The sequence below is a fragment of the Streptomyces sp. NPDC003393 genome (assembly GCF_053589015.1).
The window spans coordinates 15,858-42,304 of record NZ_JBSFRB010000040.1 but is presented as its reverse complement, the minus strand read 5'-3'; the positions used below and the strand labels follow the sequence as shown (position 1 = coordinate 42,304).

Annotated in this window: 22 protein-coding genes; 9 read left to right on the top strand and 13 right to left on the bottom strand. The window is 71.4% G+C overall.

From position 1 onward, the window contains the following. Positions 1-10: 10 nt before the first annotated feature. The 4 genes from aceE (at position 11) to ACWDUZ_RS30200 (ending at position 5,866) form a co-directional block, all read left to right on the top strand. A complete protein-coding gene (aceE, locus tag ACWDUZ_RS30215; protein ID WP_451634979.1) occupies positions 11-2,692 on the top strand; it encodes a pyruvate dehydrogenase (acetyl-transferring), homodimeric type in 2,682 nt (893 codons plus the stop codon). 95 nt (positions 2,693-2,787) lie between these two features. Beyond that, positions 2,788-4,023: a 2-oxo acid dehydrogenase subunit E2 gene (locus ACWDUZ_RS30210; RefSeq protein ID WP_451634978.1), complete on the top strand. Its 1,236-nt coding sequence runs from the start codon at positions 2,788-2,790 to the stop codon at positions 4,021-4,023. Positions 4,024-4,236: 213 nt separating this feature from the next. Beyond that, positions 4,237-4,983, top strand: coding sequence for a hypothetical protein (locus ACWDUZ_RS30205; protein ID WP_451634977.1), 747 nt, complete (start codon positions 4,237-4,239; stop codon positions 4,981-4,983). Positions 4,984-5,239: 256 nt separating this feature from the next. Continuing rightward, positions 5,240-5,866 carry a LuxR C-terminal-related transcriptional regulator gene (locus ACWDUZ_RS30200; RefSeq protein WP_451634976.1) on the top strand — a complete coding sequence of 209 codons (627 nt, stop codon included), beginning with the start codon at positions 5,240-5,242 and terminating at the stop codon, positions 5,864-5,866. On the opposite strand, the gene ACWDUZ_RS30195 is transcribed toward ACWDUZ_RS30200, so the two are convergent. Then, positions 5,867-6,067 carry a hypothetical protein gene (locus ACWDUZ_RS30195; protein ID WP_451634975.1) on the bottom strand — a complete coding sequence of 67 codons (201 nt, stop codon included), beginning with the start codon at positions 6,065-6,067 and terminating at the stop codon, positions 5,867-5,869. Between the two features lie 165 nt (positions 6,068-6,232). Here ACWDUZ_RS30195 and ACWDUZ_RS30190 point away from each other — a divergent pair, with 165 nt between their 5' ends. Further along, positions 6,233-7,285: a hypothetical protein gene (locus ACWDUZ_RS30190; protein ID WP_451634974.1), complete on the top strand. Its 1,053-nt coding sequence runs from the start codon at positions 6,233-6,235 to the stop codon at positions 7,283-7,285. A gap of 760 nt (positions 7,286-8,045) precedes the next feature. Further along, the gene (locus tag ACWDUZ_RS30185; RefSeq protein WP_451634973.1) at positions 8,046-8,600 is read left to right on the top strand and encodes a GH25 family lysozyme; all 555 of its coding nucleotides are present in this window, start codon (positions 8,046-8,048) and stop codon (positions 8,598-8,600) included. A 31-nt stretch (positions 8,601-8,631) separates the two neighbouring features. On the opposite strand, the gene ACWDUZ_RS30180 is transcribed toward ACWDUZ_RS30185, so the two are convergent. The 8 genes from ACWDUZ_RS30180 to ACWDUZ_RS30145 form a co-directional block, all read right to left on the bottom strand. Then, the gene (locus ACWDUZ_RS30180) at positions 8,632-9,372 is read right to left on the bottom strand and encodes an NADPH-dependent F420 reductase (protein WP_451634972.1); all 741 of its coding nucleotides are present in this window, start codon (positions 9,370-9,372) and stop codon (positions 8,632-8,634) included. Between the two features lie 139 nt (positions 9,373-9,511). Beyond that, complete coding sequence (locus ACWDUZ_RS30175) at positions 9,512-9,724, bottom strand: EF-hand domain-containing protein (protein ID WP_132856784.1); 213 nt, start codon at positions 9,722-9,724, stop codon at positions 9,512-9,514. A 49-nt stretch (positions 9,725-9,773) separates the two neighbouring features. Then, a complete protein-coding gene (locus ACWDUZ_RS30170) occupies positions 9,774-10,685 on the bottom strand; it encodes a helix-turn-helix domain-containing protein (protein ID WP_451634971.1) in 912 nt (303 codons plus the stop codon). Positions 10,686-10,769: 84 nt separating this feature from the next. After that, positions 10,770-11,972, bottom strand: coding sequence for a YVTN family beta-propeller repeat protein (locus ACWDUZ_RS30165; protein WP_451634970.1), 1,203 nt, complete (start codon positions 11,970-11,972; stop codon positions 10,770-10,772). Continuing rightward, the gene (locus ACWDUZ_RS30160) at positions 11,972-12,781 is read right to left on the bottom strand and encodes a polysaccharide deacetylase family protein (protein WP_451634969.1); all 810 of its coding nucleotides are present in this window, start codon (positions 12,779-12,781) and stop codon (positions 11,972-11,974) included. The genes ACWDUZ_RS30165 and ACWDUZ_RS30160 overlap by 1 nt, the downstream gene beginning before the upstream one ends. Positions 12,782-13,105: 324 nt before the next feature. Continuing rightward, positions 13,106-13,609 carry an ATP-binding protein gene (locus tag ACWDUZ_RS30155; RefSeq protein WP_451634968.1) on the bottom strand — a complete coding sequence of 168 codons (504 nt, stop codon included), beginning with the start codon at positions 13,607-13,609 and terminating at the stop codon, positions 13,106-13,108. Positions 13,610-13,884: 275 nt separating this feature from the next. Then, positions 13,885-14,652 (bottom strand): enoyl-CoA hydratase/isomerase family protein, encoded by a 768-nt coding sequence (locus ACWDUZ_RS30150; RefSeq protein WP_451634967.1) that lies wholly within the window; start codon positions 14,650-14,652, stop codon positions 13,885-13,887. An 83-nt stretch (positions 14,653-14,735) separates the two neighbouring features. Next, positions 14,736-15,998, bottom strand: a complete 1,263-nt coding sequence (locus tag ACWDUZ_RS30145; RefSeq protein ID WP_451634966.1) for a L,D-transpeptidase — start codon at positions 15,996-15,998, stop codon at positions 14,736-14,738. A 712-nt stretch (positions 15,999-16,710) separates the two neighbouring features. Here ACWDUZ_RS30145 and glgX point away from each other — a divergent pair. After that, positions 16,711-18,945, top strand: a complete 2,235-nt coding sequence (gene glgX, locus ACWDUZ_RS30140; protein WP_451635021.1) for a glycogen debranching protein GlgX — start codon at positions 16,711-16,713, stop codon at positions 18,943-18,945. On the opposite strand, the gene ACWDUZ_RS30135 is transcribed toward glgX, so the two are convergent. The 4 genes from ACWDUZ_RS30135 to ACWDUZ_RS30120 are packed head-to-tail and all read right to left on the bottom strand — an operon-like array spanning position 18,942 to position 22,485. Beyond that, on the bottom strand, positions 18,942-19,583 hold the full coding sequence (locus tag ACWDUZ_RS30135) for a response regulator (RefSeq protein ID WP_451634965.1): 642 nt from the start codon (positions 19,581-19,583) through the stop codon (positions 18,942-18,944). The two genes, glgX and ACWDUZ_RS30135, sit on opposite strands and share 4 nt — an antisense overlap. Next, a complete protein-coding gene (locus ACWDUZ_RS30130; RefSeq protein ID WP_451634964.1) occupies positions 19,573-20,823 on the bottom strand; it encodes a sensor histidine kinase in 1,251 nt (416 codons plus the stop codon). Before ACWDUZ_RS30130 ends, ACWDUZ_RS30135 begins: the two co-directional genes overlap by 11 nt. Before the next feature lie 25 nt (positions 20,824-20,848). Next, complete coding sequence (locus ACWDUZ_RS30125; RefSeq protein ID WP_451634963.1) at positions 20,849-21,583, bottom strand: ABC transporter permease; 735 nt, start codon at positions 21,581-21,583, stop codon at positions 20,849-20,851. Next, positions 21,580-22,485, bottom strand: coding sequence for an ABC transporter ATP-binding protein (locus ACWDUZ_RS30120; protein ID WP_451634962.1), 906 nt, complete (start codon positions 22,483-22,485; stop codon positions 21,580-21,582). The genes ACWDUZ_RS30125 and ACWDUZ_RS30120 overlap by 4 nt, the downstream gene beginning before the upstream one ends. A gap of 208 nt (positions 22,486-22,693) precedes the next feature. Here ACWDUZ_RS30120 and ACWDUZ_RS30115 point away from each other — a divergent pair, with 208 nt between their 5' ends. Together ACWDUZ_RS30115 and ACWDUZ_RS30110 are read left to right on the top strand one after the other, a co-directional pair. Next, positions 22,694-24,541: an ABC transporter ATP-binding protein gene (locus ACWDUZ_RS30115; protein WP_451634961.1), complete on the top strand. Its 1,848-nt coding sequence runs from the start codon at positions 22,694-22,696 to the stop codon at positions 24,539-24,541. Beyond that, positions 24,538-26,397 carry an ABC transporter ATP-binding protein gene (locus ACWDUZ_RS30110; RefSeq protein WP_451634960.1) on the top strand — a complete coding sequence of 620 codons (1,860 nt, stop codon included), beginning with the start codon at positions 24,538-24,540 and terminating at the stop codon, positions 26,395-26,397. The genes ACWDUZ_RS30115 and ACWDUZ_RS30110 overlap by 4 nt, the downstream gene beginning before the upstream one ends. Positions 26,398-26,447 lie beyond the last annotated feature (50 nt).

Sequence of the window (26,447 nt, the reverse complement as noted above, 5' to 3'; positions counted from 1 at the left end):
GAAGAGTGACATGAACGACCCGGACCGGCCCACCGATTCCCCCTGGACGAGTGAACTCGACCAGCTGCCCGACCGTGACGCCGAGGAGACCGCCGAATGGCGGGCCTCCCTCGAAGCCGTCGTCCGCACCGCCGGACCGGACCGGGCCGCGTATCTCCTGCGGCGTGTCCACGAGTACGCGACGAGAGCCGGCCTGTCCGTGCCCGCCCTGCTGACCTCCGACAGCATCAACACCGTCCCGGCGTCCGCCCAGCCCGACTTCCCCGGCGATCTCGCGATGGAGGCCCGGATCACCGCCGTGAACCGGTGGAACGCGGCCGCGATGGTGACCCGGGGATCCCGCCTGGGCCTGGGTGGTCACATCTCCACCTACGCCTCGGCGGCCTGGCTCTACGAGGTGGGGTTCCAGCACTTCTTCCGGGGCAAGGGCATCGACGGCTCCGGCGACCAGCTGTACGTGCAGGGACATGCCTCACCCGGCATCTACGCCCGGGTGTTCCTCGAGGGGCGACTGGACGAGCGGCAGCTGGACGGCTTCCGGCGCGAGGCCGGTGGCCACGGACTGCCGTCCTATCCGCACCCCAGACGGCTGCCGTGGCTGTGGGAGTTCCCCACGGTGTCCATGGGGCTCGGCCCGCTCGCCGCCATCTACCAGGCCAGGTTCAACCGCTATCTCCACGACCGCGGCATCAAGGACACGTCGGCGTGCCGGGTGTGGGCGTTCCTCGGCGACGGGGAGATGGACGAACCCGAGTCGACCGCCGCGCTGTCGCTCGCCGCCCGTGAGGGTCTCGACAACCTCACCTTCGTCGTCAACTGCAATCTGCAGCGCCTGGACGGCCCCGTACGCTCCAACTCGCAGATCGTCCCGGAGCTGGAGGGCCGCTTCCGCGGGGCGGGCTGGAACGTGGTGAAGTCCCTGTGGGGCGAGGCCTGGGACCCCGTTCTGCGCCTGGACACCGACGGCTCTCTCGTCCGGCGCCTCGGTGAGGTGCCCGACGCCCAGATGCAGACGTACGCCGCCCGGGACGCCGCCTACATACGCGAGAACTTCTTCACCGGAGAGACCCTGTCCGGCATCGCGGCGCGGCTGAGCGACGCCCAGCTCGTCGAGCTGTTCAGCGTCTCGCGCGGAGGCCACGAGCCGCTCAAGGTGTACGCCGCCTATCGCGCCGCGACCGAGCACCGCGGGCAGCCGAGCGTCGTCCTGGCCCAGACGATCAAGGGTCACACCCTGGGCCGCGGCTTCGAGTCGCGCAATGCCAACCACCAGATGAAGAAGCTCACCATGGACCAGTTCCGCCGGATGCGCGACGTGCTGGAGCTGCCGATCCCGGACAGTGCGCTCAGCGGCGACCTGGTCCCCTACTGGCACCCCGGCGAGAAGTCACCGGAGGTGCAGTACCTGCGCGACCGGCGCGCCGCCCTCGGCGGCCCCGCCCCCGCCCGCACCGTCGTCCCCAGACCGTTGAAGCAGCCGCCGGCCCGCCCCTTCGAAGCCTTGCACAAGGGCTTCGGCAAGCAGGAGGTCGCCACCACCATGGCGCTGGTGCGGCTGGTCAAGGACCTGATGCGGGACAAGGAGACCGGGCAGCGCTGGGTGCCGATCGTCCCTGACGAGGCCCGCACCTTCGGCCTGGAGTCACTCTTCCCGACAGCCGGCATCTACGCCCCGCAAGGGCAGACCTACGAGCCGGTGGACGCGGACCAGCTGCTCTACTACCGGGAGGCCAAGAACGGCCAGTTGATCGACGAGGGCATCACCGAGGCCGGTTCCATGGCCGAGTTCACCGCCGCGGCGACCTCGTACGCCACCCACGGCGAACCCATGATCCCCTTCTACATCTTCTACGCGATGTTCGGATTCCAGCGCACCGGAGACCAGTTCTGGGCGCTCGCCGACCAGATGGGACGCGGATTCGTCATCGGGGCGACGGCCGGGCGCACGACGATGACCGGCGAAGGACTCCAGCACGCCGACGGGCACTCCCACCTGCTGGCCTCCACCAACCCGGCGGCGGTGAGCTACGACCCGGCCTTCGCGTACGAGATCGCGGTGATCGTCAGAGAAGGGCTGCGCCGGATGTACGGCGAGCGGCCCGAGGACGTCTTCTACTACCTGACGGTCTACAACGAGCCCAAACGCCAGCCCGCCATGCCGTCGGACGGCACGGTGGAGGAGGGCATCCTGCGGGGCCTGTACCGGTTCCGGCCGGGCGAGGGATCCGGGCCGCGGATCCAGCTGCTCGCCTCGGGCACGGCGATCCACTGGGCCCTCGAGGCGCAGGATCTCCTCGCCGCTCACTGGGGCGTGCGCGCCGACGTGTGGTCGGTGACCTCATGGACGGAACTGCGCCGCGACGGCCTGGACACCGACCGCGCCCGGTTGCGCGGTGAGGAACGCGTCCCCTACGTCACCCGTGCGCTGGCCGGGGCGCAGGGGCCGGTCCTGGCCGTCAGCGACTGGATGCGGCAGGTCCCCGACCAGATCAGCCAGTGGGTCGAGCAGGACTACTCGTCGCTGGGAACGGACGGATTCGGCCTGTCGGACACCCGGGACGCGGTGCGCCGCTACTTCCGTGTGGACGCCGAGTCCATCGCCGTCGCGGCACTGGACCGGCTCGGCAGGGCCGGGGACATCGACCCCGCGACCGTCACCAAGGCCCGTGACCGCTACGGCTGGAAGGGCTGATCGCGTCCGTGGCCACGGTCACACCCGCGGACATCGCACGAGTACACGGGGCGCGACGGCTGGGCCCCGCGCAGAGACAAGGAGCAACCACCACCATGGCCGTTTCCGTTCCCCTGCCCGCTCTGGGCGAGAGCGTCACCGAAGGCACCGTCACACACTGGCTCAAGAACGTGGGCGACACCGTCGAGGCGGACGAACCCCTGCTGGAGATCGCCACCGACAAGGTCGACACCGAGATTCCTTCTCCTGCCGCAGGCGTCCTCCTCAGGATCACGGTGGCCGAGGACGAGACCGTGGAGGTCGGAGCCGAACTCGCCGTCATCGGCGCCCCGGAGGAAGCTCCGGGGCCGGGAGGCGAGAGCACCCCGGCGCCTGACCAGGCTCCCCCGCCCAGCCGCCGCCCGTCGGTTCCCGCCGCCGGGGCCGAGCCGGCACCGCCCGCCGCCGGGGCCGAGCCGGCACCGCCCGCCCCCGAGCCCGTGGCGGCACCGCCCGCGCCGGTGGCCCCGGCGCCCGTCGCACCTCCCCCGGCCCCCGAACCCCCCATGGCACCGGCGCCGGCCACGGTCGCTCCACAGACCGCCGCGCAGTCCGCGTCGTTGCGTGGACGGACGGTCGCTCTGCCGCGCATCCGCAAGGTCATCGGCGACAACATGATGAAGGCACTGCACGAGCAGGCCCAGCTCACCACCTTCGTCGAGGCCGACGTGACCCGGCTGATGCGGCTGCGCACCCGGGCCAAGGACGACTTCGCGGCGCGCACCGGCGTCAGCCTGTCCCCCATGCCGTTCTTCGTCAAAGCCGCCGCTCAGGCACTCAAGGCCCATCCCGTCGTCAACGCGCGGCTCGACAGGGACGCGGGGACCATCACCTACTTCGACACCGAGAACATCGGTATCGCGGTGGACACCGACAAGGGTCTGATGACCCCGGTCATCAAGGACGCGGGCGACCTGAACATCGCGGGCATCGCACGCGCGACCGCGGAACTCGCCGGCAGGGCCCGCACCGGCGGGCTGACCCCGGACGACGTGTCGGGCGCCACCTTCACGCTCTCCAACACCGGTTCCCGCGGCATCCTGTTCGACACGGTCATCGTGCCGCCCGACCAGACGGCCATACTGGGTGTCGGCGCCGTGGTGAGGCGCCTGACCGTGGTGGAGACGGACGGCGCGGCCGCGATCGGCATCCGCGACATGGTGTTCCTGTCGCTGTCGTACGACCACCGTCTGATGGACGGCGCCGATGCCGCCCGCTATCTGGGCACCGTCAAGGCGCTTCTGGAGTCCGAGGCCCTCGGCGCGGAGCTCGTGCCGTCCACGGAGTCCTGAGAGGCTCCGAACCCCCGGTCGCCGCACGGCGTCCGGGGGTTCGCGATCATCGAAGCCGGATGCGGCTCCTCGGTCGGACTCGCGGGGAACACCGTTTCGTGCCGGCGCAACTGCACGGGTGACATCACCGTGTCGCTGAAGTGATGAAGTGATGAGTTGCGGCAGTTTGTCGGTAGGGACCCTCCCCTTCACCGATGGCAAGAAAGGGCTGCCGTGAAACGGTTCGGCGTCTATGCAACGCTGCCTTTTGTCGCCGCCGTGGCGCTGACGGGCGCAACAGCGGGCCAGGCCTCCGCGGGAGACAACAGCGACCCGGATTCCCCCCCGGGGCCGGCCATTGTTGTCAACAACTACTACAACACCATCAACAACAAGGGTGACGGCAACGTCTTCAATCGAGGGGACGGAAACACCAACAGCGTTCAGGTCGGGAACAAACTGAGCGGCACAGGGAACACCCTGGGCGGCACACAGGGTGGTACCAACAATACCCAGGGCGGCACACAGGGCGGCGGCACCAACAACACCCAGGGCGGCACCACCAGCGGCACAGGCAACACCCAGGGCGGCACGGTGGGTGGCAAGCACAACAACCAGGGCGGCACACAGAGCGGTACCAACAACACCCAGGGCGGTGCGCAGAACGGCACCAACAACACCCAGGGCGGCACACAGGCCGGTACCGACAACACTCAGGGCGGCACACAGGCCGGTTCTGACAACACCCAGGGCGGCACCAACGACCCCCAGGGCGGCACCGACGACACCCAGGCCGCCGCACAGGGAACCACCGAGGATCGGGCCGCGCGTATCGGCATGGGACCGGCTCTTTCCCCAGCCGCGGTGACGTTCCCGGCGGTCGATGCCGCGATGCTCAACCTCCCGCGGCAGGATCGTTCGGCGCTCACCCCCTTCCTGTACCTGCCCATCAAGTACGCGACGGACCTCTGGCGGATGTGACGCGCAGGGCGCGGGGGTCCGGCCGTGGGGGCCGGGCCGCCGCGATCGGGCGGCCGTGCGGGATCGGGACCATGGGCCCGCACCCGTCGTGAGCCTGCCGCGGTCGGCGTTCCGGATCCCCCATTTGGGTCATCCGGGGGTGCCGCGTCCCATGGAAGCACCGAAGGTGGGATCCGGCGGCACGAGCGCCGCCGACCGCTTGTCCCACAGCGTCACGTGGCCGGCGGGCCTGGCCCCACCTGAGCTGGAGCCTCTCATGAGCCGATCCGTGATACCCATGGCCGTCATCTGCGACTGGCCACTGCTCCAGCTCGGCGTCGACCAGGCGATCAGAACTCACCCGGACCTGAGGATCAGGCACCTCGCCGGCACCGTCGAGGACCTGGCGTGCGATTCCGACGAGGTGAAGATCGTCCTTCTGATCAACCTGCAGAACAATGACCAGGAGACGTCCCACCAGGTGGCCCGGTTGCACCGGCAGGGCCACGCCGTCATCGTCCTGTCGACCTCCAAGGGTCAGTCGGACGCCGTTCTGTGCATCAAGGCCGGCGCGCGCGGATATCTGAGCCGGAAAACCGACGACGCGGAACTGGTGACGGCCATTCGCGCCGTAGCGTCCGGCAAGGATTATTTCGGCGCCAGCCTGGCGGGCAGAAGCATACCCGCGCCCCCTCCTCACCTGACCGGCCGCGAGAGGCAGATCCTGCATCTCGTGGCCGGCGGTGCCACGGACCGGGAAATCGCCAGGCAGCTGAACATCACCGAGAACACGGTCCATACGCATCTGGAACGACTGCGCAGGAAAAGCGGCTCACGCCGTCGGGCCGACCTCACCCGGCTGGCCCTGGAGTACGGGATATTCGTCAGCGACTCCACGGAGTGATCAGCCGCCGGACGGGCCTGCGTCCGGGCGAATGTCGTCCAGGCCGTTCACAACGGTCACGGGGGGCGGGTTCGCGGGCGTGGGCACCTGGATGAGGATGGGCACGTAGACGATCTCGCCGTGCCGGTACTCCGCCTTCGCCGAGACCCGGTAGCACACGGGTTGCCCCGGGTTCTGGGCCGTCGCGTAGCACCGAAGCACCGACTGCCCCTGCGCAGGGGCACCCGTGTCGCTCGCCTGCGCGCCCCCTGCGCCGGCCGCGACGCACACGGACACGAGGACCGCGAGGCCGGCGCCCCGCAGCCCTGCGCGTGAGCGAGTGCGGCACCTCGCGGAGGTTGCGCCCGCGAGGTGCCGCGTCGCCTTGTGGAGGCGCTTCATCGCTCAGCCCTGGGTTCCACCCTGGGTGTTACCGCCGCCGCCACCACCCTGCGTCCCGCCCTGGGTGTTACCGCCGCCACCACCCTGCGTGCCGCCCTGGGTGTTACCGCCGCCACCACCCTGCGTGCCGCCCTGGGTGTTGCCGCCGCCGCCACCCTGCGTGCCGCCCTGGGTGTTGCCGCCGCCGCCACCACCCTGCGTGCCGCCCTGGGTGTTGCCGCCGCCGCCGCCACCCTGGGTCCCGCCCTGGGTGTTACCGCCGCCACCACCCTGGGTCCCGCCCTGGGTGTTGCCGCCGCCGCCGCCACCCTGCGTGCCGCCCTGGGTGTTACCGCCGCCGCCACCACCCTGCGTGCCGCCCTGGGTGTTACCGCCGCCGCCACCACCCTGGGTCCCGCCCTGGGTGTTACCGCCGCCGCCACCACCCTGCGTGCCGCCCTGGGTGTTGCCGCCACCACCACCCTGGGTCCCGCCCTGGGTGTTGCCGCCGCCGCCACCCTGCGTGCCGCCCTGGGTGTTACCGCCGCCGCCGCCACCCTGCGTGCCGCCCTGGGTGTTGCCGCCGCCACCACCCTGCGTGCCGCCCTGGGTGTTACCGCCGCCGCCACCACCCTGCGTGCCGCCCTGGGTGTTACCGCCGCCACCACCCTGCGTGCCGCCCTGGGTGTTACCGCCGCCACCACCCTGCGTGCCGCCCTGGGTGTTACCGCCACCGCCACCCTGCGTGCCGCCCTGGGTGTTACCGCCGCCACCACCCTGCGTGCCGCCCTGGGTGTTACCGCCGCCACCGCCACCCTGCGTGCCGCCCTGGGTGTTACCGCCGCCACCACCCTGCGTCCCGCCCTGGGTGTTACCGCGACCGCTACCCTGGGTCCCGCCCTGGGTGTTACCGCGACCGCTACCCTGGGTACCGCCCTGGGTGTTTCCGGGCCTATTGCAATTCTTCTGGTGCTTCGGGCACGGCCTCGGCGCTTCCGGAAGCAGGCTCTCCGCCTGCGATGTACCCTTGCCGACGTGCTCCTGCGCAGGTGCCGCTGAGGCGGAAGTCCCGACGCCGAAGACTCCTCCGCCCACCATGGCTGCCGAGGCTATTGCTGTCGCTATCTGCCGCTTCCGACTGATCCGCATGGGCCGTGCTCCTCTTTCTTCCGTGTAAGACGTGGATCCCGTATCCGGCGATATCGCACAGAGCATCCGGGAACCACGTCGCCTTGGAGACCTGCGTCTCAACCGCTGACCTGGCCCGTCCCGCCTGAGTCAGCCCGCGGGACACGTCCGAGAAGTTCACTCCATGCACCGGACGGTCACCCCGTTGGTGAGGTCCGCCGATTGAGGGCCACACCGTCGCCCCTCGAAGACATGGATGACTCAGAGGTGGCGCAATTCCCATGCTGTTCTCGCACTTGAGCCCAGTCAACTCAAGCAGCGCACGTCAAGCGGTTATGACCTCGGCGCTGTCATCAGAATTGACCACACATGGCCGGGCGGAAGTCGGAAATCGTGGAATTCGGCGCCGCTGTATCCGGTAAGGAAGCAGGCACCGCTGCTGAATTGAAGCATAAAGTAGTGGCACGCCTGTCACCGGAATCGGTGACAGGCGACAGACGGACAGCGGCCGGCCGCTGACGAAGACGGGTGTCACGGACACCGGGACGCGGGCAGGTCACTGGTGGGGGCGCCGGCGACTGATAACCGACCATGGGCTGATGTTCGAAGGATTCGGAAGGATCCGCCGCCGGGGAGACGGGGCAGAAGACTACCGACAACTCCTCCCCCCACGGCACCTTGAGGGAGTCCCATGCTGCACGGCATCGACGTGAGCGCCTACCAGTCCGCCACGTACGACACGCACGGCCTCTCGTTCGTCTTCATCAAGGCGACGGAGGGTCGTTCGTACGTCAACTCACGGCTGAACGCCCAGACCAAACACGGTCGCGACGCCGGTCTGGTGGTCGGCTTCTACCACTTCCTGTGGCCCGGCAACATCACGGCCCAGGCCGAGTACTTCGTGTCCCACGCCCCCGAGAAGTCCGGCGACATCCTCGCCGTCGACTGGGAGACCACGGGCGAGGGCACCCACGCCTCCAACTCGGAGAAGGACCACTTCATCCGCAAGGTGAAGGAACTGCGCCCGCACAACCGGGTCGTGCTGTACGCGAACCGCAACTTCTGGCTGAACATCGACACCACGTCCTATGCGGGCGACGGCCTGTGGATCGCCGACTACGTCAGCGCCGGTCACCCCCGCATCAAGGCCAAGTGGCGCTTCCACCAGTACACCAGCGACCCGCACGACAAGAACGTGGCGAACTTCTCCACCGCGGCCGCCCTGCGGGAGTGGGCCAGGCCGTGACGGCCGGCCCACTCCCTGGGCCGGTGCCGGACTACCGGCCCCGGAAGTCGGCCGGGCGTTCCGGGCTCGCCTCCGCCAGGGCCTTGGTCACGGCGTCGGCGCCGGCCCGCAGGCCGTAGACCGGGGTGCCGGGCTGCTGGCGCCAGGAGTCGTCGATGCCGCCGGCGTCCACGGTGTCGAAGCCGATCTCGTCGATCAGCGCGCGGACCCTCGCCTTGGCCGCCTCGTCGTCGCCCGCCACCGGGAGGGCCATGCGGTCGGGGTCACCGGCCGGCCGGGGGCGCTCGAGGAGGTCCTGCGCGTACGTGCCGTTGAACGCCTTGATCACGGGGTGGCCGAGGTGCCGTTCGGTCCAGCGGCTCTCGGTGAGGCCTTCATCCTCGATGGCGGCGATCCTGCCGTCCCGCTCCCGCGGGTAGTAGTTGCCGGTGTCGATGACCGCCACGCCCTCGGCGGCCTCGTCGAACAGGCCGGACGGCAGGTCGGGGACGGCCTTCAGGGGGACGGTGACCACGACGACCTCGGCGCCGCGTGCGGCCTCCTCCACGCGCACCGGGGTCGCGCCGGTCTCCTCGGCCAGCGCGGTCAGGGTGTGCGGACCGCGGGAGTTGGCCACGGAGACGTCGTGTCCGGCGGCCGTGAACCGCCGGGTGAGATTGCCGCCGATGTTGCCCGCGCCGATGATGCCGATCTTCATCTCTGCTCGCCTCGCTCTTCCGGAATCCCGGAGCTCGGTTGGTGTCCTTGCACAGGCCTTGCAGGCCAGGTGCAACCTCCGGACGGCGGGGGCTATTCCGGGCGTACGGCGAACGGTGTACGAGCGCCCGGGCGAGGAACGGGCGGGGACCGGCGCATGACGAAGGGCGCCCGCCGCCGAGCGGTGGGCGCCCCTGACGTCCGCGCCGGACGCGTCACTTGCTCAGGTAGGTCCAGAACTCGTCGAACGACAGCACCTTGTCGCCGTTCAGGTCGCGGGTCCTGATGATCGCCTCCGCCACCGTGTCGGTGACGTTCCAGTCGCCCCCCTGGGCCAGGGCGGACTTGAACTCGGCGGCGGTGATGAAACCGTCACCGTCCGCATCGATCCGCTGGAACTGCTTGCGTGCTTCCTCGATGTCGGCCACCGATCCGCCCCTCTTGTCGTACCTGAGTGTCGTGCTGTCGCAGGTCAGACTAGCCGCCCGTGCGGACCTGGAGCGCAGCGGCCACCCAGGAGAACTCGTCGGCGTAGGAGTGCACGGGCGTCCCCTTCAGGATCCCCAGCAGTTCCCGGTAACGGGCGAGCCTGACGTTGTGGGTCGCCCTGACGCGTTCCAGGACCGCCTCCGGGTCGGCGTCCCCGAACAGGTCGTGCAGCACCTGGTCGGCCTCCGGGGCCTCGGGGGCGATCCCGCGCTCGCGCGCCTCCCCGACCAGCTCGACCAGCCTCCGGGCGAACCACCGGGACGCCCCGGCGGGTGTGTCGGCGCCGCGGTCGGAGTGATTGAGCTCCGCCGCCCTGCGCATCTGCGCCCGGAACTCCGGGTCCTGCACCAGCTCGGCCAGCTCCACCCAGGCGTCGACCTGCTCCGGCGTCGGGTCCTCCGGCAGGTTCACCGCGGTGTTCCGCATCCTGTCGTGGATGTCCGGGTCCACGGTGTCGAGCCCGTGGAACATCTCCTCCACGAACTCCTCCATGATCCGCCTGCGCTCGGCCGCCGACAGCCGTGCCAGTTTGTTCATCAGGGTCGTCTCCTCCACACTCGATCCGCGACGCGCCACGCTCGACAGCACCGCGCGGGTCACCTTCAGCGACCGGATCTGCGCGTCCAGCGCCGCCACGTGCGCGGCGGCGACCTCCGCGACCGTCCGCTCCCCGGCCAGCACCCGGCGCACGTCGTCCAGGCCGAGGCCCAGCTCGCGCAGGGTACGGATCAGCTCCAGCCGGGCCACGGAGGCGGCGTCGTAGAGCCGGTAGCCGCCCGCCGAGCGGGCCACCGGGGGCAGGGCGCCCTCGTCCGACCAGTAGCGGATGGTGCGCACGGCCAGTCCGGTGGCCCGGGCCAGCTCGCCGATGGTGAGAAGTCCGGTGCTGTCTTCGCTCACGTCTGCGAGTCTGGGCCTTCCAGTGGGTGGAGACTCAAGCGGAGGAGTCGCGGCTCGGTGCCGTGGCGTGCTCCCCGGCTGCCGTCAGCGGAAGACGCCCGTGTGACCGAGCGAGTAGCGGCCCGGCTGCGGGTAGACCGCGAGGCCGTGCGGGCCGCTGCCGACCTTGATGCGGGCGAGCTGCCGGCCGGTGCGGGTGTCGATGGCGTACACCTCGGAGTTGTAGCGGCCCGACAGCCACAGGACGGTGCCGTCGGCCGACACGCCACCCATGTCGGGGCTGCCGCCCTGCGGCAGGCGCCACTTCCCGGTGAGCTTGCCCTGGGTGAAGTCGTAGACGGAGATGGTGCCCTCGCCCCGGTTGGAGATGTACATCTCGCGTGAGTCGCGGCTGATGTAGAGGCCGTGGGCGCCTTTGCCGGTGGGCAGGAACACCGGCTTGCCGAACGTCTTTCCGTCCAGGATCCACAGGCCGTCGGCCACCATGTCGGCGACGTAGAACTTCTTGCCGTCGGGCGAGACCTTCACGTCCTGGGGCATGGCTCCGGGGTGGTCCAGTTTCTGCCTGCCGACGATCTTCATCTGCGCGGTGTCGACCTTGAGCAGTTCGCCGCTGAACTCGCAGGAGACGATGAAGTAGCGGCCGTCCAGGGAGAAGTCGGCGTGGTTGACCCCGGCGCAGGCGACCGGGACGCTCTTCACCAGGCCCATGGTGTGCGCGTCCCGGAAGACGAGCCGACGGTCCTTGGAGGCCATGACGACGGCGTACTTGCCGTCGGGCGTGAAGTAGAGGTTGTACGGGTCGTGCACGTCGACCGGCTTGCCCGTCTTGCCGGTCTTCGGGTCGATGGGGGTGAGGGAGTTGCCGAGGTCGTTGTTGACCCAGAGCGTCTTCAGGTCCCAGGACGGCACGACGTGCTGCGGCTGACGGCCCACCGGGATGGTGTCGACGACCTTGTACGTCGCGGGGTCGATGACCGTGACGGTGTCGGAGTTGGTGTTGGGGACGTAGACCCGGGAAGGGAAGTTTTTGACCACCGGGGAGAGCTTGTTCGGGCGGTCGGCGGCGTAGACGTCCTTCGGGTCCAGGACGGGCGGCATGCCGGGCAGGCCGTCGGCGGCCTGCCGCTGCTTCGGCTGGGGGTGCGCGGGCGCCTTGCTGCCGAGGGCCTCGTCCGCGTGGTGCCCCGAGTCGCCGCCGCCGCAGGCGGGCAGCAGTGCCAGCGCGGCGCAGGCGGCCCCGGCGAGGAGGGCCCGGGTGGTGCGGGTCGGTGAAGGGCGGTGCATCAGCTCAGCAGCTCCGTGGTGGTGACCGCGTGCAGGCCGCGGCGGTCGAGTTCGTCGAGTACGCCGGGGAGGGCGGCGACCGTGTCGGGGTGTCCGAAGTGCAGGCTCACCACGGATCCGTTGCGTACCTCGGCCATGACCTTGCGGGTGACGGCTGCGGCACCGGGCCGGGTGTAGTCGAGGGAGTCGACGTCGTAGGAGAGGACGTGCGGATATCCGGCGGCGCGGGCCAGCCGCTGGACCAGTGGGGAGGCGGTGGGGGCGCGCGAGGGGCGGAACCAGGTGCCGATGGAGCCGGTGAGCCGTTCGAGGCGGTCCGCGCAACCGGTGATCTCCGTGCGGGCGTCGGTCTCGGGCAGGGCGTTGACGGCGAGGTGACGCTGGGTGTGGTTGCCGAGTTCGTGGCCGCCGTCCAGGATCCGGCGGGCCATCTCGGGATGCTCGTCGAGCCAGGTGCCGACGGCGAGCACGGTGAGGCGGGCGCCGTGATTCTCGGCGGTGGCGAGCAGGGCGCGGGCCGAGGCGAGGTCTCCCTGGCCGTGGAAGGTAAGAGCGACGCGGGGCTTGTCGCGTGGGCCATGGGTGATCTGCGCGGGCTGCCGGGGGAAGGCACGCGGCACGGGGGCGGCGGTTTCGGCGGCGCGCGAGGCGGAGGGTCCGGTGGGCGGGGCGTCCGGGGCGGCGTCGGACGTGGCGGAACGCGGTGCGGCACCGGTGGAGGAGCACCCGGTGGCGAGTGCTCCTCCGGCGACGAGTCCGGCACCGGCCCGGAGCACGCCGCGGCGGTCGGTGGTGGTCACCCGCACCATTCAAGAGGCGCATGGTAAGAAAACGGGCGATTCATGCGTGTCACCCGAGTGGTGACGACCGGTCAGCCACCACCCTCGAAGGTCCGGCGACGCGGCCCTCGACGGGTCCGGCACATGACCCTCGACGGGTCGGGCCGGCAACCCTCGCCGGTCAGGTCAAGCTGCCCACCGTCAGTCGGCCGGACGGTCCACGGTCGGTCCGGGCCCAGCGGTTAGGCCAGGCCGTACGCAACCGGACATGCCGCACGGATCCGGTCGGCCGCCGCCCGGCGCGAGTCGGCCAGGCCCCGACGGGATGCGGGCAGGCGCCCGGCCGGGCCGGGGTCAGCGCTCCGCGACGCGCATCTCGAACCAGGTCGTCTTGCCCCGGGGCAGCAGGTCCACGCCCCAGCGGTCGGCCAGTTTGTCCACCAGGAACAGGCCCCGGCCGCTGATGTCCAGTTCCTGTACGGGCATCAGGCACGGCAGCCCGCGCGAGGGGTCGCGGACCTCGATGCGGAGCCAGCCCCGGCGGCGGCGCATGCGCAAGCCGAAGGAGCGGGCGCCGGTGTGCCGTACGGCATTGCCCACGAGTTCGGAGACGAGCAGGACCGCGTCCTCCGTCAGCTTGGGGGTCAGGCCCCACTGGCGCAGGACGACGATCTGGACGAGCCGGCGAGCGGTGGCCGCGGACTCGGGACGGGACGGCAACGGAACCTCGGCTTCCGTCGGATTGCCGTACAGTTCCAGCGCGTTCAGCGCCCGGTCGTCCTCGACCGCGGGCGACCAGCGTGCCGCGGCCGAACGTCCCGGTCCCCGCGGCTGTTCGATGCCCTCCAGCCCCGCCATGCCCCCATCATGGCCGTCCGTGGCGGTCTCCGTAGCCGTTCCGGCGGAATACGCCCCCCGAGCGCCCCCATTGTTCTCCATGCGCCCGGCATATGCCGACGACACATCGGCCCCTTGAACAGCCCTGCTGACCTGCGCGGAAAGCCCGCCCGACGGCAATCGCCGGGCTCCCTCGACGGATCGGCCTCAAGACCGCCTCAAGGCTCCCACAACCGTCCCATCGAGGGACCCGGGATCAGACGTGACGTCAACAGCAAGCGGTGAACGGGCGATCCTCAGAGGAACTTGGCCTTCCCCGGGCCCTCCTCCACGAAGCTGCGCATGCCGCGCTCGCGGTCCTCCGTGGCGAACAGTCCCGCGAACCAGTTCCGCTCCACGGCGAGACCGGTGTCGATGTCGGTCTCCAGACCGGTGTCGATCGACTCCTTGGCGGCGCGCAGCGCGATCGCCGGACCCTGGGCGAGCTTGGCGGCCCAGGCGTGGGCCGCGTCGTACACCTCGGCGGCCGGGACCACACGGTCCACCAGGCCGAGCGTGAGCGCCTCGTCGGCCTTGACCTGACGGCCCGTGAAGATGAGGTCCTTCGCCTTGGACGGGCCGATCAGCCGGGACAGCCGCTGGGTGCCGCCCGCGCCGGGGATGAGGCCGAGCAGGATCTCCGGCTGGCCCAGCTTGGCGTTGTCGGCGGCGATGCGGTAGTCCGCGCAGAGCGCGAGTTCGCAACCGCCGCCGAGCGCGTAGCCGGTGACGGCGGCGACCACCGGCTTGGGGATGCGGGCCACGGCGGTGAAGGAGTCCTGGAGGGCACGGGCGCGCAGGACCATCGCCGCGTGGTCCATCACCTGCATCTCCTTGATGTCCGCGCCGGCCGCGAACACCTTCTCGCCGCCGTAGATCACCACGGCGCGCACGTCCTCGCGGCCGGTGGCCTCCTCGGCGAGCTCCTTGAGCCGGTCCTGCGTGGCGACGTCGAGCGCGTTCATGGGCGGGCGGTCCAGGCGCAGCGTGCCGACGCCGGCGGCGACTTCCAGAGTTACGGTCATGGGAAGCAGGTTAACGCTGACTAACGACGCGGGGCCCGGTGCCGTCCGTCACAGCACCGGGCCCGTCCCTCAGAAGGGAGGAGTCACTTCTTCCAGTCGGCCCACGACATGTTCCAGCCGTTGAGCCCGTTGTCCGGGGCGACGGTGCGGTCGTGGGAGTTCTTGACCTCCACCACGTCACCGATCATGGAGTGGTTGAAGAACCACGCGGCCGGCACGCCGCTGTCGTAACCGCCGCGCACGTCGCGCAGGCCGACGCAGCCGTGGCTGGAGTTGTAGTTGCCGAAGGCGCCGCCGCCCCAGTAGTTGCCATGGATGAAGGTGCCGGAGGTGGTCAGGCGGATGGCGTGCGGGACGTCCTTGATGTCGTACTCGCCGCCGTAGCCGACCGTCTCGCCGTTCATGCGGGTCACGGTGAGCTTCTCGCTCATGACCATCTTGCCGTTCCAGGTGTCGTAGCCGGGCTTGCCGGTGGTCACCGGAATGGTCTTGATGACCTTGCCGTCGCGCATGACCTTCATCGTGTGCTTCTTGGCGTCGACCACGGAGACCTGGCTGCGGCCGATGGTGAAGGTGACGGTCTTGCTCTGCTTGCCGTAGACGCCGGGGCGGCCCTCGACGCCGTCCAGGTTCAGCTTGACGGTGACCTTGGTGCCGGCCTGCCAGTAGTGCTCGGGGCGGAAGTCGAGGCGGTCGTTGCCGAACCAGTGGCCCTCGACGGCGACGGCCGGCTCGGTCGTGATCTGGATGGCCTTCTCGACGTCCTCCGGGTGCGTGATGCCCCGGGTGAAGTTGACGGAGAACGGCATTCCGACGCCGACCGTGGAACCGTCCTCGGGGGTGAAGTTGCCCACGAAGGTGTTCTTCGGCGTGAGAGTGGTGAAGCTGGAGTCCTCGGCGGCCTGGCGGCCGGCGGGGTCCTTGGCGACCGCGTGGACCGTGTAACGGGTCGAGGCTGCCAGATGGGTGGACGGGGTCCAGGAGGCGCCGCCGTCGGTCATCCGCCCGGGTATCGCGGTGCCCTTCTCGTCCTTGACGACGACCTGGGTGAGCGTGCCCTTGCTCGCGGCGACCTTGAGGGCGCCGCTGGTGTCGACGGACTTCGCGCCGTCCTTGGGGGCGATGGTGACGACCGCCTCCGACTGCTTGGTCTGCGCCGTGCCCGCGGACTCCTTGCTCCGGCTCTTGTCCGACCCGGAGCCCGGATCGTTGCCCCCGCAGGCGGTGACGGCGAGGACCAGCGCCCCGGACACCAGCGCCAGCAGCGCCCTGCGCCCGCCCGCCCCGCGCCGTGCCCTGCGTCCCCGCGCGTCAACCGACGCCCCCGATATCGGCCGCACGTTCAAGTTGGTCTCCCCTCCCCGGGTCGGTCGAACCCGCACCCCGGTGCACCCCAGCGCGTCCTGCGCGCCGCACACTCGCGATCGTAACCACAAGGTCAGAGGCAAGATGTCAGGCAATTGTCACTGTTCCGTCCCAACTTCAACAGCCGGCGGCAACGTTCCGCCCCGAGCCTCAACCCCTGCTCCGGGACTGCCCACTTGACAGCCTGTCCGCGTCCCACGGCCCCCGGTGCGAGCCTCTCCGCGCGGTGGCCGCCGACGGGCCCGTCGGCGGGGCGGTCCGGTGCGGCCCCCGTGCGCCGTACGCGCCGTCGTACGTGCCGCACGGGCTGCCCGGCGCCCGGCCCGCTCCGGGGGAAACGTGAGTGCGAGCCACGCTCTGGGCAGAACAGTGGGGAGGACCGAGCGACGGGGAGCCGCACCCGGGAGACGGACACGGGAGGAGAGCACTGGGGCGGGCCGGAGGCGAACGAGCCGCGACAGCCGAAAAGGGGCCGACCAGGTGTCCAGCGCAGCCGAACAGGAGGCGGTGGCGGGCGGGCGCGCCACCGGGAACGGGCGGGCCGTGAGGGACGGACGCGCCACGCAGGACGAGAGCGTCTCCGAGGAGGAGGGCGTCTCCCGGGACGGGAACGTCTCCACCGAGGGACGTACCGAGGAGGGGCACGCCACCGGGAACGGGCGGGCCCTCGACGAGCGGCGCCCGTCCGCCGTCGTGGACGGCGCGCGCCGTGCCGCGACGCCGCCCGCCGTGCCCGTGTGGCCGGGAACGTCGACACCGCTGGGCGCCCGCTTCCGCGTCGGCCCGGACGGGGTGGCCGGCACCGGCTTCGCGCTGTGGGCGGGCGGCGCGGAGGCCGTCGACCTCTGCCTGTTCGACGAGGCGGGCAAGGAGACCCGGGCCCGCCTCACCGAGCTGACGCACGAGATCTGGCACGGCTTCGTCCCCGGGGTCATGCCGGGCCAGCGCTACGGCTACCGGGTGCACGGCCGTTGGGACCCGTGGACCGGCGCCCGCTGGAACCCGGCGAAGCTGCTGCTCGACCCGTACGCGCGTGCGGTGGACGGCGAGTACGCCGCCTTCGGGCTGGCGCCGGAGCTGTACGGGCACGTCCGGGACTGGCCGGAGCAGCATGTCGCGGACACCGTGCGCGACGACCGCGACTCCGCGTCCTTCGTGCCCAAGGGCGTGGTCGTCCATGACGACGACGACTGGTCCGACGACCGCCGGCCCAAGACGCCGTGGGCGGACTCGGTCATCTACGAGCTGCACGTGCGCGGCTTCACCCAGCGGCATCCGGGCGTCCCGGAGGAACTGCGGGGCACGTACGCGGGTCTGGCGCACCCGGCGGCGGTCGAGCACCTGGTGAGGCTGGGCGTGACGGCGGTGGAGCTGCTGCCGGTGCACCAGTTCGCGCACGAGGACCATCTGCTGCGCCGCGGTCTGCGCAACTACTGGGGCTACAACTCCATCGGCTACTTCGCCCCGCACGCCGGGTACGCGGCCTCCGGCACCAGGGGGCAGCAGGTCGGCGAGTTCAAGCGGATGGTGCGCGCGCTGCACGCGGCCGGCATCGAGGTCATCCTCGACGTCGTCTACAACCACACCGCCGAGGCGAGCGAGTACGGCCCGACCCTGTCCCTGAAGGGCATCGACAACCAGCGCTACTACCGGCTGACGCCCGACGCCCGCCGCTACGCCGACTACACCGGCTGCGGCAACACCCTCGACGTCGTCCAGCCGCACGTGCTGCGCCTGATCACCGACTCGCTGCGCTACTGGGTCACCGAGATGGGCGTGGACGGCTTCCGTTTCGACCTGGCCGCCGCGCTGGCCCGCTCCATGCACGACGTGGACATGCTCTCGCCGTTCCTCGCCGTGATCGCGCAGGACCCGGTGCTGCGCCGGGTCAAGCTGATCGCCGAGCCGTGGGACGTCGGCTCGGGCGGCTACCAGGTGGGCGCCTTCCCGCCGCTGTGGACGGAGTGGAACGACCGCTACCGCAACGCCGTACGGGACTTCTGGCGGCACGCCCTTCCGGACGTCCGGGAGATGGGCTACCGGCTGTCCGGATCGAGCGATCTGTACGCCTGGGGCGGCCGCCGCCCGTTCGCCTCCGTCAACTTCGTGACCGCGCACGACGGTTTCACCCTGCGGGACCTGGTGAGCTACGACCGCAAGCACAACGAGGCCAACGGCGAGGGCAACCGGGACGGCACGGACGACAACCGCTCCTGGAACTGCGGGGCGGAGGGCGAGACCGAGGACGAGGGGGTACGGGCGCTGCGGCGCAGACAGCTGCGCAACCTGCTGACCACGCTGCTGCTGTCCACGGGCGTGCCGATGCTGGTGGCGGGCGACGAGATGGGCCGCACCCAGCGCGGCAACAACAACGCCTACTGCCAGGACAACGAGATCGGCTGGCTGGACTGGGCGCTGCTCGAGGATCCGGGCTGGCGGGCCCTGTTCGAGCTCACCTCCCGGCTGATCGCCCTGCGCCACCGCCACCCGGTCCTGCGCCGCCGGGCCTTCTTCTCGGGGCGGGCCCACTCGGCGGACGGCCTGCGCGACCTGGCCTGGTTCACCCCGTACGGCACGGAGATGACGGAGGGCGACTGGTACGCCCCCGCGGCCACAGTGGCGATGTACCTGTCCGGCCGGGACATCCCGGGCCGGGACGAACGCGGCGCCCCTGTCCTCGACGACAGCTTCCTGGCCGTCCTGCACGCCGGGGACCGTGCCGTGCCCTTCACGCTGCCCGGCCCGCCGTGGGCCGAGCGCTACGAGGTGATCGTGGACACCTCACGGGAGGACCAGGCGGACGCACCGGGCGTGACGCACCGGTCGGGGACGCGGATCACGGTGCCGGCCCGCTCGGTGCTGCTGCTCAGGGTCGCGCATGTCCCTCCCGCCCCAAGGGAGGGGAAGGACTTCCGTCACACGCCCTAACCGAGGATCCCCCGGTCGTACGCCACCGCGACCGCTGCCGCCCGGTCGTTGACGCCGAGTTTGGCGTACAGGTGGGTGAGATGGGTCTTGACGGTGGCCTCGCTGATGAACAGTTCGCGGGCGATCTCCCGGTTGGAGGTGCCCTTGGCGACCAGTGCCAGGACCTCGCGCTCGCGGGCGGAGAGCGGCTCGTTGCCGGGGGCGGGGGCGCGGACCGCGGAGACCAGGCGGGAGGCCACGGCCGGGGAGAGGACGGTGCGGCCCTCGGCGGCGGCCCGGACGGCGGTGAACAGTTCCTCGCGCGGGGCGTCCTTGAGGAGGTAGCCGGTCGCGCCCGCCTCGATCGCGGGCAGGGTGTCGGAGTCGGTGTCGTACGTGGTCAGCACCAGCACCTTGGCGCGGGCGCCGCGGCGGGCCAGTTCCCGGATGGCGTCCACGCCCGAGCCGCCCGGCATGCGCAGGTCCATGAGGACGACGTCCGGGTCCAGGGCGCCGGCACGCTCGACCGCCTCCACGCCGTTGGCGGCCTCGCCCAGCACCCGGAAGCCGGGGGCGGAGTCGAACATGCCGCGCAGGCCGTCCCGGACGACCGGATGGTCGTCGACGATCAGCAGGGAGATCGAGGTGTCAGCGGTCATCGCGCACCAACGGTACGCGAGCCGACACAGCCGTGCCGTGTCCCGGCTCGGACTCGACGGTGAGGGAGCCCGCGATGCGCTCGGCGCGGGCCCGCATGCCGTCCAGGCCGAAGCCGCCGGCGCGGGTGCGGGCGGGCACGGCCAGCGGTTCGAAGCCGCGGCCGTCGTCGCGGATGTCGAGGGACACCTCGTCGCCCATGAAGGACAGGGTGACGCCGACCCGTGAGGCGTGGGCGTGCCGGGCGGCGTTCGACAGTGCCTCCTGGGCGATGCGCAGCAGGGTGGCCGCGACCTCCTCGTGCAGTTGCTCGGCGGTGCCGGTGAGGGTGAACTCGGCCCGGGCGCCGGTGCGGTCTCCCCACTCGGTGACCGTCCGCTTCAGCGCCTCGGGCAGTCCGGTGTCCTCCAGGGCGACGGGGGCGAGATTGTGCACGGAGCGGCGGGCCTCGCCGAGGCTGTGCCGGGCCAGTTCCATGGCGCGGCCCACGTGCTCGCGCGCGGCGGCCTCGTCCGGGGTGCCCGCCACCACCTGGAGCTGGGCGATGATACCGGTCAGCCCCTGGGCGAGGGTGTCGTGGATCTCGGCGGCCAGACGCCGGCGCTCGTCGGCGACCCCCGCCTCGCGGGCCTGGACGAGGAGTTGGGCGTGCAGGGCCGCGTTCTCGTCCAGGGCCTGCTGCAACGCCACGTTGGTGCGCTCCAGCTCGGCGATCGTCTCGGACTGGGTCTGGGCGCGGACCTGCTCCTGCTGGGTGTACCGGGTGAACACGGTGACCATGCCCATGTTGACGGCCAGGACGAGGAGGAAGCCGAGCCACAGGAACCATCCGCGCGGCGGCCAGCCGCCGATCTCGCTGCCGGACATCGTGACGGCGGTCAGGAAGAGACCGGGCATCAGCATCCGGCGCGGCAGATCCCGGGCCGCGGTGTAGTAACCGCACACGGCGTAGAAGGCGAAGAACGGATTGGCCCAGGTCAGCACGAAGGCGATGGCCCAGCGCAGCAGGTAGAGGAAGACACCGGTGCGGCTCGGGTCCGGCCGCTTCCGCTTCACCCTTCCCCAGCTCAGGTGCAGCACGGCGGCCGCGGCGACCAGCACGGCCGAGACGGTCAACCCGGTCCGGTCCATGCCGACCGCCCGGGCCGAGACCGCCGCCGCGACGACCCCCACGGCCAGCAGCGCCGAGGGCCCCCACGTGTCGAAGGAGGCCCGGGGCTGCTGGTGCGCGGCGGTCGTCATCCCACCAGTGTCCGGCACGGCTCGTTCACTCCCAGCGGAACCAGCGGGCCGCCCCCGCCGTCAGCAGCACCGTCCAGCCGGCGAGCACGCCGAGGTACTGCCAGCCGGGCCAGTCGCCGGCGGCCGCCTCACCCAGAGCGCGGGCCGCCGCGCCGAACGGCGTGAGCTGGACCACACGGGCCAGTGTGTGCGGCATCTCCTGCACGGGCAGCCACACGCCCGCGCAGAACATCATCGGGAAGAACACCGCCGAGCCGATGGCGCCCGCGATCTTCGTGGTGCGGGACAGCGCCGAGACGACCGAGCCCAGGGCGAGGGCCGCGGCGGCCGCGAGCAGCAGCGCCAGCAGATATCCGGCCTGCTGCTCGGGCAGCCGCACGTCGAACGCGAGCCGGCCGACGGCGAGCGCGAGCAGCGCCGAGGCCAGGGCCACCGTTCCCTGGACGACCATCTGCGCGGACAGCAGGGCGGTGGGCCGCACGGGGGTGAGCCGCATCCGGCGCAGGATGCCCCGCTCCCGGTGGCCGGTCAGGGCCTGGGGCAGTGACTGCACCCCGGACATGATCAGGGCGATCAGGACGGCGATGGGCGTGTAGGCGTCGACGGGGCGCAGCCCGCCGAGCGCTTCGTCGGCGTGCCGGAACGACGGGATCGAGCCGAGGATCACCAGCAGCAGCGTCGGGAAGAGGAAGATCCAGAAGATGGCGCCGGGTTCCCGGCGGAACAGACGGAACTCGGTGCGCAGGACGGCGGTGTTCATGCCGCGGCCTCCTTGGTCAGGTCGAGGAACGCGTCGTCCAGAGTGGCGTCGCTGACCCGCAGCTGGTGGGCCGTGACGCGGTGGCGGGCGAGCAGGGTGATGACCGCGTTCACGGTCTCGTCGGTGCCGGAGAGCGTGATCCGGCCGTCCTTGTGCGCGATCGAGGCGAGGGCCGGGAGGGAGGCGAGGTCGTGGTCGTCCAGCGGGGCGGACGGGGTGAAGCTGATGACGGTGGCGCCCGCCGACCGGCGGATGAGCCCGGCCGGGGTGTCCAGCGCCGCGACCCGCCCCTTGTCGATCACGGCGATCCGGTCGCACAGCCGCTGCGCCTCCTCCATGAAGTGGGTGACGAGCAGCACGGTCACCCCGCCCGCCCGGACGTCCTCGATCAGCTGCCAGGTGTCACGGCGGGCTCGCGGGTCCAGGCCGGTGGTCAGCTCGTCGAGCACCACGACCCGCGGGTTGCCGATGAGGGCGAGCGCGATGAACAGGCGCTGCTGCTGCCCGCCGGACAGCTTGGCGAACCGGGTGCCGAGCTTGGCGGTGAGGCCGAGGCGCTCGGCGAGGGGCCGCCAGTCGGCGGGGTTCGGGTAGAAGGAGGCGTACAGTTCCAGCGCCTCGCGCACGGTCAGTTTGGGCTGGAGCTCGCTCTGCTGGAGCTGGGCGCCGAGGATCCCGGCGACCTCGTCGTGGTCGGCGACGGGGTCCCGGCCGGCGACCCGGACCCGGCCCGCGTCGGGGACGCGCAGCCCTTCGACACACTCCACGGTGGTGGTCTTGCCGGCGCCGTTCGGGCCGAGGATGCCGAAGATCTCACCCTCGTCGACGGCGAAGGAGACGCCGTCGACGACGTTCCGGCCGCCGTAGGACTTGCGCAGTTCGCTGACTTCGATGACGGACATGGTCTCAGGGTCCCGGCGGGCGGGCCCCGGGCGCATCGGCCGACGCGCTCGAAGGGGCATCAGCCGATCGGTTGATGCCGCGCTACGACCGGACGGCGGTCACAGCGGTTCGAGCGGTCGAACGCGCAGGTCGTAGGACCGTCGGCCGAGTGAGGTCCGCCGAAAACTCGGTGGGCGATGTCAGCGGCGATCCGTACGCTCGCTCATGATGCCCACCACACCCGCCCCCGCCCCCGCCGGCCGTCCCGACCGGTCGGCCGTCCGTTCGCTGCTGCGTCTGTGGCCGTACGTCCGGCCGGTACGGGCGCGGTTGTCGCTCGCCGCGTTCGTCGCGATCGTCGCCTCCTGCGTGGGACTCGTGATCCCGCTCGTCCTGAAGTGGCTGGTGGACGGGCCGGTCGCGGGCCGTGACCCGGGGGGCGTGTGGCTCGGCGCGCTGTACCTGCTGTTGCTCGGTGTGGCCGAGGCGCTGCTGTTCGGCCTGCGGCGGTGGCTGGTGGCCCGTCCGCTCTCACATGTCGAGGCGGAGATGCGGGCGGACCTCTACCGGCATCTGCAGCGGCTGCCGGTCGCCTTCCACGACCGCTGGCCCTCGGGACAGTTGCTCTCCCGGAGCACGACCGACCTGATGCTGCTGCGCCAGTTCCTCGCCTTTCCGCTGACGTTCCTGCTGGTCAACGGCGTGACGATCCTGGTGGGCGTGGTCATCATGCTGCTCCAGGACTGGACGCTGGGGCTGGTGATGCTGGCGCCCGCCCTGCCGCTGATCGCCCTGAGCGCGGTCTTCGAGAAGCGGTACGCGCACGTGGCCCGGCTGGCGCAGGACCAGGTGGGGGACCTGACGACGGTGGTCGAGGAGAGTGTGCTCGGCATCCGCATCATCAAGGGGTTCGGCCGGCACCGCAGTCAGGCCCGGGCGTTCCGCGAGCTCTCGCACACCCTGCGCGGCACCGAACTGCGCAAGGCCCGCCTGCTGGCGACCATCTGGGCGGTCATCATGACCCTCCCCGAGGTGGCCATCGGGGGCACGCTGGTGGTGGGCGCGGTGCAGGTCTCCGACGGGTCGCTGTCCGCGGGCACGCTGGTCGCCTTTCTCTCCACGGCACTCGCGCTGCGGTGGCCGGTGGAGTCGATCGGCTTCCTCCTGGCGATGAGCCAGGAGGCGGCCACGGCCACGGAGCGGTACTTCGAGGTGATGGACGCGGAGCCGGAGTCGGACCGGGCCGCGCCCACCGGTGCCGTCCAGGGGGCAGCACCGAGGCGTCGAGCGCCGCGGGAGGCACGACCGCCCGCGGCTCACGGCGGGCTCCGGTTCGAGGGCGTACGTTTCCGCTACCCCGACGCCCCGGTGGACTCCCCGCCCCTCCTCGACCGGATCGACCTGTACGTCCGCCCCGGCGAGTCCATGGCCCTGGTCGGCGCGACGGGCAGCGGGAAGACGACGCTCACCGCGCTCGTCCCCCGCCTGCACGAGGTCACCGAGGGCCGGATCACCCTCGACGGCCGGGACATCACCACCATGACGCGCGAGGAGCTGCGCGCGCTGGTCGCCGTGGCCTTCGAGGAGCCCACCCTGTTCTCCGCGAGCGTGGCCGACAACGTTCTCATGGGCTCCGACGGCACGGCGGGCGCCGCCGAGCTGGAGCGCGCCCTGTCCGTCGCGCAGGCCGGCTTCGTGCGCGCCCTTCCGCGGGGCGCCGCCACCCAGGTCGGCGAGCAGGGTCTCAGCCTCTCCGGCGGTCAGCGGCAGCGTCTCGCGCTGGCCCGCGCGGTCGTCGGCCGCCCGCGCTTCCTCGTCCTGGACGACCCGCTCTCCGCCCTGGACGTGCACACGGAGGCGGCCGTCGAGGCGGCCCTGCGCCAGGTGCTGGCCGACACCACCGCCCTGATCGTGGCGCACCGCCCGTCCACGGTGCTGCTGGCCGACCGCGTCGCCCTGCTGTCGAACGGACGGATCGCCGCCGTGGGCACCCATCACGAACTGCTGCGCGCCGACGCCGAGTACGCCCGGCTGATGTCGGGCGCTTCGGGAGACGAGGAGGACGACGACCGATGACGGCCCCCACAGCCTCCGTCCCCACCACCGAGGACGAGGCCGACCCGCCGCTGCCCCGGGACGAGGGCGACCCCTTCGACCGGGACGTCCTGCCCACTCCCCCGGGCGCCACCGCCGCCCTGCTGCGCTCGCTGCTGGCGCCCATGAGGGCCCGCGTGGCGGGCACCACGCTCCTGCTGCTGCTCCAGCAGGCGGCGGTACAGGCGGGTCCGTTGCTGGTGGCGTACGCCATCGACACCGCCGTGCCGGCCCTGCGCGAGCACGACCGCGGGCCGCTGGTGGCGGTGGCCGCCGGCTATCTGCTGTGCGCGCTGGCCTCCGGCGCCCTGCAGTGGGCGTTCATCGTGGCCGCGGCCCGGATCAACCAGGACGTGCTGCTGGAGCTGCGCGGCCGGATCTTCCGCCACGCCCAGGCGCTGAGCGTCGACTTCCACGAGCGGTACACCTCGGGCCGGCTCATCTCCCGTTCCACCACGGACGTGGAGTCGCTGCGCGAGCTGCTCAGCGAGGGCCTCCAGGAGCTGGTCACGGTCATCCTCTCCTTCGTCTCCATCTCGGCGATGCTGCTGTGGCTGGACGTGGGCCTCGGCGCGGTCGCGGTGGCCAGTTTCGTACCGCTGTACCTGCTGGTGCGGGTCTACCGGCGGCGCGCGGGACAGGTGTACCGGAAGCGGTCCACGGCGATCGCGGCGGTGATCGTGAAGTTCGTGGAGACGATGAACGGCATCCGGCCGGTGCGCGCCTTCCGCCGCGAGGCGGCCAACGACGCCGACTTCCGCGTCCTCAACGGCCGCCACGAACGCACCAACGGCGACGCGCTGCTGGAGATGGCCCGCTATGTCGTCGGCTCCCGGCTGGTGGCCAACACGGCGGTCGCGGCGATCGTGCTCTGGGGCGCATGGCGGGTGACGGACGGCTCGCTGGAGCTGGGGGTACTGGCCGCTGCGGTGCTGTACCTGCGCCGGCTGTACGACCCGATCGACCGGCTCGGCATGTTCCTCAACTCCTACCAGTCGGCGGCGGCCTCGCTGGAGAAGATCGCGGGTCTGCTGGCCCAGATGCCGTCGGTGCCGGAACCGTCGGCGCCGCGCCGGCTCCCGCCGCTCGCGTCCGCCCTCCCCGGCCGGACGGTGGTCTTCGACGGCGTCCGCTTCGGCTACCGCACCGGCGGCGAGGTGCTGCCCCGCTTCGACCTGACCGTCCCGGCCGGCCAGACCGTGGCGGTGGTCGGCTCGACCGGCGCGGGCAAGTCCACCCTGGCCAAGCTGCTGGCGCGATTCTACGACCCGACGGACGGCCGGGTGCTGCTGGACGGGGTGGACCTGCGCGAGCTCGCCGTGCCCGAACTGCGGCGCGGGGTGGTCATGGTGACGCAGGAGGCCTTCTTGTTCTCCGGCACGGTCGCCGAGAACATCGCCATCGGCCGCCCGGAGGCGACCCGCGAAGAGATCGAGCACGCCGCGAAGGCGATCGGCGCCCACGACTTCATCAGCGCCCTGCCGGACGGCTACGACACGGACGTACGCAAGCGGGGCGGCCGCATCTCGGCCGGGCAGCGGCAACTGGTCGCCTTCGCCCGGGCGTTGCTCGCCGACCCGTCGGTGCTGATCCTGGACGAGGCGACCAGTTCCCTGGACATCCCCGGCGAGCGGGCGGTGCAGCGCGCGATGGACACGGTCCTGCGCGGACGTACGGCCGTGGTGATCGCGCACCGCCTGTCCACCGTGGAGATCGCCGACCGGGTGCTGGTGATGGAGCACGGCCGCGTCGTGGAGGACGGTCTCCCGTCCGACCTGATCAGGGGCACCGGGCGCTTCGCGCGTCTGCACCGGGCCTGGCGCGACAGTCTGGCCTGAGCGGAGGAGACCGGTCCGCCCCGGAACGACGGGACGAGCGCGGCCTTGAC

What these genes read in the sequence shown, in the direction of transcription:
- ACWDUZ_RS30160 (WP_451634969.1), bottom strand. Translation starts at nt 12,781, where the DNA reads ATGGTGCGGGTGACCACCACCGACCGCCGCGGCGTGCTCCGGGCCGGT.
- ACWDUZ_RS30120 (WP_451634962.1), bottom strand. Translation starts at nt 22,485, where the DNA reads ATGTCCGTCATCGAAGTCAGCGAACTGCGCAAGTCCTACGGCGGCCGG.
- ACWDUZ_RS30200 (WP_451634976.1), top strand. Translation starts at nt 5,240, where the DNA reads ATGAGCCGATCCGTGATACCCATGGCCGTCATCTGCGACTGGCCACTG.
- ACWDUZ_RS30165 (WP_451634970.1), bottom strand. Translation starts at nt 11,972, where the DNA reads ATGCACCGCCCTTCACCGACCCGCACCACCCGGGCCCTCCTCGCCGGG.
- ACWDUZ_RS30150 (WP_451634967.1), bottom strand. Translation starts at nt 14,652, where the DNA reads ATGACCGTAACTCTGGAAGTCGCCGCCGGCGTCGGCACGCTGCGCCTG.
- aceE (WP_451634979.1), top strand. Translation starts at nt 11, where the DNA reads ATGAACGACCCGGACCGGCCCACCGATTCCCCCTGGACGAGTGAACTC.
- ACWDUZ_RS30130 (WP_451634964.1), bottom strand. Translation starts at nt 20,823, where the DNA reads ATGACGACCGCCGCGCACCAGCAGCCCCGGGCCTCCTTCGACACGTGG.
- ACWDUZ_RS30115 (WP_451634961.1), top strand. Translation starts at nt 22,694, where the DNA reads ATGCCCACCACACCCGCCCCCGCCCCCGCCGGCCGTCCCGACCGGTCG.
- ACWDUZ_RS30155 (WP_451634968.1), bottom strand. Translation starts at nt 13,609, where the DNA reads ATGGCGGGGCTGGAGGGCATCGAACAGCCGCGGGGACCGGGACGTTCG.
- ACWDUZ_RS30210 (WP_451634978.1), top strand. Translation starts at nt 2,788, where the DNA reads ATGGCCGTTTCCGTTCCCCTGCCCGCTCTGGGCGAGAGCGTCACCGAA.
- ACWDUZ_RS30135 (WP_451634965.1), bottom strand. Translation starts at nt 19,583, where the DNA reads ATGACCGCTGACACCTCGATCTCCCTGCTGATCGTCGACGACCATCCG.
- ACWDUZ_RS30185 (WP_451634973.1), top strand. Translation starts at nt 8,046, where the DNA reads ATGCTGCACGGCATCGACGTGAGCGCCTACCAGTCCGCCACGTACGAC.
- ACWDUZ_RS30110 (WP_451634960.1), top strand. Translation starts at nt 24,538, where the DNA reads ATGACGGCCCCCACAGCCTCCGTCCCCACCACCGAGGACGAGGCCGAC.
- ACWDUZ_RS30125 (WP_451634963.1), bottom strand. Translation starts at nt 21,583, where the DNA reads ATGAACACCGCCGTCCTGCGCACCGAGTTCCGTCTGTTCCGCCGGGAA.